The following is a 6,151-nucleotide window of genomic DNA, read 5'->3' as shown; positions in this document are numbered from 1 at the left end:
CGCATGCTCGAGACCGGGGCCTGCGCCCTTGCGGCGCAGCGGATCACGCCCGAGGCGCTTGAGCGCCTCCGGGAGTGCGTCGCCGAGATGCGGGCGACTCACGCGAGCGACAGCCTCGAGGAGTTCGTCGCGGCGGACCTTGCCTTCCACGACATCATCCTCGAGGCCTCAGGCAACATGTTCCTGACCGCCGTCTTCCAGCCGCTTCACCGGGTTCTCGAGGCGCGGCGTGCCGAGACGTCGGCGGTCCCGGAGATCCAGGAGCACGCGATCGTCAGGCACGAACGGGTGCTCGCAGCCCTCGAGACCCGCGATCCGCGGGCGGCCCGCGATGCGATGGACGAGCACATGACGCAGACCCTCGACGACCTCGTGACGTTCATCCAGCACGGGGCGCGAGCCTAGGAACCTCATCCAGGACCGCGGCCAGGGACTCCGGGCGGTGGGCGAAGCGTCCGAGGAACAGGCCGTCCACGTCGGGTGCGATCTCAGTCAGCAGGCCGGGCTTGGCGCTACCGCCGTAGATGACGCCGGAGTCCGGGAACTCCGGAAGCGAGCGGACGTGATCGCGGAGGACCGAAGAGACCGAGCGGATATAGTCGGCCTCCGCGGGCGCCTCGGCACCGATCGCCCACTGCGGTTCGTAGGCCACGATGACCCGGCCCCCATGCTGCCCTGCCTGCGCGGACGCGAGACCGTCTTCCACCTGGCGGATGCACTCGCGGGCCGCGCTGCCGGGATCCCCGCGCTCGGCCTCGCCCACGCACAGGATCGGAGTCAGGCCATTGCGCAGGGCGGCAGCGGTCTTGGCTCGCACCACGCGGTCAGTCTCGCCGAAGAGCCGTCGCCGTTCCGCGTGACCCACCTCCGCGAGCTTGGCCCCGACCTCCGCAATCTCGGTCCCGCTCACCTCGCCGGTGAACGCCCCGCTGTCCGCCTCGGAGAGATCCTGCGCCCCGACGGCGGCGACATCAGCGAGGATGCCGACCGCCGCCGGTACCGACAGGAAGCCGGGGACGACGAAGAGCTCGGCGCGGCCGTCCTGGACAGCCGGATGCGACCGGCCGAGCGCCGCGACCTCCCGGCACCACGCGAGGGTCCGAGCGTGGCCGAAGTACATCTTGAGGCTGACGCCGATGATGTACTCGGCCCGATCGATGCCACGGGGCACGGGCTAGACGCCCTCGTAAGCGCAGATCTCCTGGACCTTGGCGTTCGAGGCGCTCGTCTCGTCGAACTCGTAGGTGAGCCATTCGCGCACGTTGCGACGCGCGAGCTCGAGCCCGACGACGCGCTGGCCCATGCACAGCACCTGGGCGTTGTTGGAGAGCACCGAGCGTTCGACCGAGAACGAGTCGTGGGCCGTGACCGCGCGGATCCCCGGGACCTTGTTGGCCGCGATCGCCACGCCGAGGCCGGTGCCGCAGATGAGCACGGCGCGGTCGGCCTCGCCCCGGGCGACCATCTCGGCCGCGCTCGTGGCGATCTTCGGGTAGTTGGTGTGGCCGTCGGCCGTGACGCCGACATCCGTGACCGAGGCGACGAGGTCGTGCGACTCGAGGTCCTTCTTGATGGCTTCCTTGTATTCGAATCCGGCGTCGTCCGAACCGACGACGATCCGCCACTGACGGGCCATGATGTCTCCTTCTGAAGAGGTGTTCGTGGAGGTAACGAAAAGCGGGTTGCTGGAAAGCGGTGTTACTGGCTGAGGCCGGCCTCTGCGCTCGCCAGCCTCGAACCGACGGTCGTCACGATGAGGGCGAGGGACACGGCGCCCGGGTCGGCGACGCCGAGCGCCTTTTCGCCGTGCGAGCGGGCGCGGCCCGTGACGGGCATGAGATCGGCGGTGGCATCGGCGGCAGCGGACGCCGCCGAGGCGGCAGACGCCCACGCGTCGGTGAGGGTGCCGCCGTCGTGCACTCCCTGGGCGAGCGTGTCCGCGAAGGGGACCAGGGCATCGACCATCGTCTTCTCCCCGACCTTCGCCTTGCCGTACGCCATGACGGCCTCCGCCGCACGGCTCACGCCGTCGGAAACGGTGCCCGCCTCGGGTGCCTCGGTGTCTCCGAGCTGCGCGCCGAGGGTGCGCAGGATGACGCCCCACAGCGCGCCGGAGGTTCCGCCGGCCCGATCCGCCCAGGCGTCGGCCGCCCGCGTCAGGAGGGTGCCCGCGCCAGCGCCCTGCTCGGCAAGGGTGGCGGCGGCCGTTGCCGCGGCCTTGACCCCGCGCTGCATGCCGATCCCGTGATCGCCGTCGCCGGCGATCGAATCGATGCGGCCGAGCTCGTCCGCGTTCTGATCAATGACTTCGCGCGCGGCCCCGAGGAGCTCGGCGATCAGCCGCGCGGCGGCGCGGGAGTCCTCGGTCGCGTCAGGCAGGTCGCCTTCGGCGCCGCTCTCGCCGTCGGCCTCGACAGCCGCCAGAGCGGCGGAGTCGACGGCCCCTCGCCGGAAGGCGGGCGTGTCCGCCGGAGCGAGCCACAGGCGCTCGAGCTCGTCGTCAAGCCAGAACAGCGTGAGCGAGACGCCCGCCATGTCGAAGCTCGTGCAGAACTCGCCCACCTGCGGATCGACCAGCGTGACGCCCTTCTCCTCCGCGAGCTGGGCGATGCGCCGGTAGACCACGAAGAGCTCCTCGGACTTCACCGAGCCGAGGCCGTTGAGGACTGGAACCGCCCGCGCGCCCTTGGCGTCCACGCCGTCCGGGATCTCGGCGTCGGCCAGGAGGTGTTCCATGAACAGCTCCGCGAGGCCGTCCGCGCTCGGGATGCCTGTTTCTGCGAGTCCAGGCTCGCCATGGATGCCGAGGCCGATGGCCATCCGGCCTTCGGGGACCGTGAACAGCGGCTCAGCCGCGCCGGGCATGGTGCATCCGGTGAAGGCGACGCCCATGGAACGGGTGCGCTCGTTCGCGCGCTGCGCCACGCTCTCGACGCGGTCCAGATCGTAGCCGAGGGATGCCGCGGCGCCGGCGATCTTGAAGACCGTGAGATCGCCCGCGATGCCACGGCGCTTCTCGCGCTCATGGGGGCCGGCGGAGAAGATGTCGTCCCGGACGGCCACGCTGCGGCAGTCGATCCCTTCCGCCCGCAGGGCTTCCTGCGCCTCGGTGAAGTGCAGCACGTCGCCGGCGTAGTTGCCGTAGCTCAGCAGGACGCCGCGGCCGCGGTTGCTGGCCCTCGCGACGGACTCGACCTGGTGTGCAGACGGCGAGGCGAAGAGGTTCCCCATCGCCGCGCCGTGCGCGAGGCCCGGTCCGACCAGGCCAGCGAAGGCGGGGTAGTGGCCGGACCCGCCGCCGATGACGACGGCGACCTCCGGCTCGGGCGATGCGGTCGAGCGGGAGACGCCGCCGTAGACCTTCCGGACCCACTGGCTGTTGGCTTCGGCGAAGCCCTCCACCATCTCGTCCGCGAAGTCTGCCGGGTCATTCCAGAGTCTGGTCATAGGTGCGCCTCCACGCTGAGTCCTTCCAACAACATCCTATAGGATATACGAATAACGACGACGGCGAAAGGCGCCTGGCGTTGTGCGGGCCTCCTCTTGCTCTGCTCGACAAGGCGTCTGCGCTGAGGTCAATGCCCTGCGGCCGGGTCGTGGGCGAATCTGAACCCATGGCCGCTCTTTACCCAGTTCCTCGAGCCTCGCTCCCGCGAGCCGCCGTCCTTCATGCGCGACTTGCGGCTCTGGCTGCGGCGGCTGGGGTTGCCGCCCACCTCTGGATGGCGGTGTCCGGCGGCTGGATGACAGCACTCTCTCTCGCAATGGCGTCCGCGTGCACCCCCTGCGCCTACAAGATGCTCCGCTCGCCCTCCTTGGGGGCTGCGAGGATGCTCGTCGCCATGTCGTTGGTGATGGCTGTGCTGCACGGTGCACTTCTGCTCGTCGCAGGGCCAGCGGTCGGGCACTCCCACGGCGCGGATGCGACCGCCGCGACGACGCTGCCCACAGCGCATGCGGCCGCCGCACTTGCCGTCATGGGGGCGGACTTCGCCGCAGCACTCCTCACTGCGAGCTGGATCAGGCGGCGGGCGGCCGTACGCTGACCCAGTGAGCACGGCTATCAACCCCACGGACGGAACGCTTCTTTCCTACGACTCGTCGGGGGAGGGGCCCGCGGTCGTCTTCCTCCACGGCTCAGCGCTCTCGCGGGCCGTCTGGCGCGGCCTCGGCTATGTGAAGGCGCTCGGCGGGTTCCGGGCGCTTCGCCTGGACCTGCGCGGCCATGGAAGGAGTGGTAAGCCGCACGACCCCGAGGCGTACGCGATGCCCCTCGTCGTGGAGGACGTTGTGGCGATGCTTGACGCCGAGGGGGTCGAGCGCGCACACCTCGTGGGCTATTCTTTCGGCTCGAGAGTCGCGTTTGCGCTCGCCGCGGACAAGCCCGAGCGGGTCGCGAGCCTCGTGACCCTCGGCGGCACGTATCAATCGCAGCGGGGGCAGGTGGAGAAGGTGTTCTTCCCCGGCTATCTGGAAGCCCTCCGCTCGGGTGGGATGACTGCTTTCGCCGACGGCTTCGCGGCGGCTGCAAACGGCCTCGATCCGGTTACCCGGGCCGCCTTCCTCGCGAACGATCCGGAAGCGCTCGCGGCCTATTTCGAGGCGACGGAGGCTGGGGAGGGCATTCCAGAGCAGGTCCTGATGGGGATGGCGCTTCCGGCGCTGCTCATGGCGGGAACGCTCGACCTCCCGCGGCATGAGCAGTCGCAGCGCGCCGCGGCCCTCATGCCCCGCGCCCGCTTCGTGGAGCTTCCCGGGCGCACCCACGCCTCGACCCTCTTCCCATCCGGCCCGGTTCTGGAAGAGCTTGTGCCCTTCTTGCGGGAGCACCAGCCCGCCGGATCATCAGAACACACGTTCTAAATCCTGTGGTACGATTAGGCTATTCGTTCGATGAATGGGGGCATCGATGGGTAGGGACTTCTCGGTCATAGAGTCGTCGGGGGACGTTGTGCTTGTTCCCCTCCCTGACTCGCTTCTCAAGGGTGCGCTGTGGCATCCGGATCCCTCGATGCTGACGGGGGCGCAGGCACGCCAGGTGTTGGTCGACATCGGGGGCGTGCGTTCATTCCTGGCCGCGGTTGAGGCCTTGGCTGTCGAACGCGTGCGGCTTGCCTGCGAAGATGAGGCCCGACGCGTTGCAGAGCAAGAGCATGGACAGCCAGAGCGCTTTGACGGTCGCCTCGCCCATGCGCTCGCGGTCGCCGAAGTGGCTGTCGCCGAGGGCATCTCTGAGCCCGCCGCCGCGCGTCTCGTCACTGCTTCCGAGTTTCTCTGCGGCCCGCAACTCGAGGTTCTTGAGCGGCTTGAGTCCGGCGACCTGTCGGAGGCTCACGCGCGGGCCATCGTGGACGAGGCTGCGAACCTCCCGGAGCACCTTGCCGAAGAGTTCGGCATCAAGGCGCTCGCGAAGCTCGAGACGCGAACGGGCAGGCGCCGGGCCCCGGGCGAGTTCCGTCGAGCGGTCAGGGATCTTCGTGAACGGCTCCATCCTGAGACCATCGCCGCCCGGCGGGCCAAGGCCGCTCAGGATCGTTGCGTGACGTTCAGGCCCGAGCCGGACGGCATGTGCACACTGACTGCCTTCCTGCCGGCGCAAGTGGGGCTCGCCGTGTTCTCTCGCCTCGACTCGCTCGCCCGCAGCCAACGGGACGCGGATCCCGACGATGGTCGGACCCTCGCGCAGTTGCGAGCCGACCTGCTGGCCGAGTGCGTGCTCGCTGCCGAGTCCGTCCTTGCGAAGCGCGGCGAGCCCGCTCCGGCCGCGGAGATCGTTGTGCACGTTTCCGCGTCGGCACTCCTGGGCTCGTCCGATGATCCGGCCGTGTTGGAGGGGTATGGGCTGGTCGACGCGAAGACAGCTCGCGATCTCGCCGTCGCCGCGCCTACGTGGCAGCGGCTCGGCGTCGATGACGACGGCGTCCCACTCAGTCTGGGCCGGGCGGCGTATCGGCCGCCGAAGGGGTTGAGGCGCTTCATCGAGTATCGCGACGGAACCTGCCAGTTCCCCGACTGTCGCTGCCCGGCCGCGCGGTCGGAGATCGATCACCGTATCGAGTGGCAGCACGGCGGGGCGACGGACGCCGACAACCTGCAGTCCCTGTGCCGCAAGCATCATGCGCTCAAGAGCATCGGCTCCTGGAGATCACAA

General features: G+C 69.6%; 7 protein-coding genes. 4 read left to right on the top strand and 3 right to left on the bottom strand.

Annotated features, from left to right (window positions below; translation table 11 throughout):
* Positions 1–405 (top strand): FadR/GntR family transcriptional regulator (locus ACTHL9_RS15260; RefSeq protein WP_440520137.1); only part of this gene is annotated, 405 nt, incomplete at its 5' end.
* Here ACTHL9_RS15260 and ACTHL9_RS15255 read toward each other — a convergent pair.
* From ACTHL9_RS15255 to ACTHL9_RS15245, 3 genes are all read right to left on the bottom strand, one after another.
* A complete protein-coding gene (locus ACTHL9_RS15255; protein ID WP_440520136.1) occupies positions 380–1,171 on the bottom strand; it encodes a triose-phosphate isomerase family protein in 792 nt (263 codons plus the stop codon). The genes ACTHL9_RS15260 and ACTHL9_RS15255 overlap by 26 nt on opposite strands.
* Before the next feature lie 3 nt (positions 1,172–1,174).
* Positions 1,175–1,636: a ribose-5-phosphate isomerase gene (locus ACTHL9_RS15250; RefSeq protein ID WP_440520135.1), complete on the bottom strand. Its 462-nt coding sequence runs from the start codon at positions 1,634–1,636 to the stop codon at positions 1,175–1,177.
* Positions 1,637–1,698: 62 nt separating this feature from the next.
* Positions 1,699–3,447, bottom strand: a complete 1,749-nt coding sequence (locus tag ACTHL9_RS15245) for a dihydroxyacetone kinase family protein (protein ID WP_440520134.1) — start codon at positions 3,445–3,447, stop codon at positions 1,699–1,701.
* Positions 3,448–3,614: 167 nt separating this feature from the next.
* Here ACTHL9_RS15245 and ACTHL9_RS15240 point away from each other — a divergent pair, with 167 nt between their 5' ends.
* The 3 genes from ACTHL9_RS15240 to ACTHL9_RS15230 all read left to right on the top strand — a co-directional run.
* A complete protein-coding gene (locus ACTHL9_RS15240; RefSeq protein ID WP_440520133.1) occupies positions 3,615–4,046 on the top strand; it encodes a hypothetical protein in 432 nt (143 codons plus the stop codon).
* Positions 4,047–4,050: 4 nt separating this feature from the next.
* Positions 4,051–4,863, top strand: coding sequence for an alpha/beta fold hydrolase (locus ACTHL9_RS15235; RefSeq protein WP_440520132.1), 813 nt, complete (start codon positions 4,051–4,053; stop codon positions 4,861–4,863).
* Positions 4,864–4,897: 34 nt separating this feature from the next.
* A partial coding sequence (locus ACTHL9_RS15230) for a DUF222 domain-containing protein (protein WP_440520131.1) occupies positions 4,898–6,151 on the top strand: 1,254 nt, incomplete at its 3' end.

Source organism: Sinomonas sp., assembly GCF_051955515.1.
In the GTDB taxonomy this organism is placed as follows: domain Bacteria; phylum Actinomycetota; class Actinomycetes; order Actinomycetales; family Micrococcaceae; genus Sinomonas.
The sequence above is the reverse complement of the archived record's forward strand: the minus strand, read 5'-3'. Positions and strand labels throughout refer to the sequence as shown.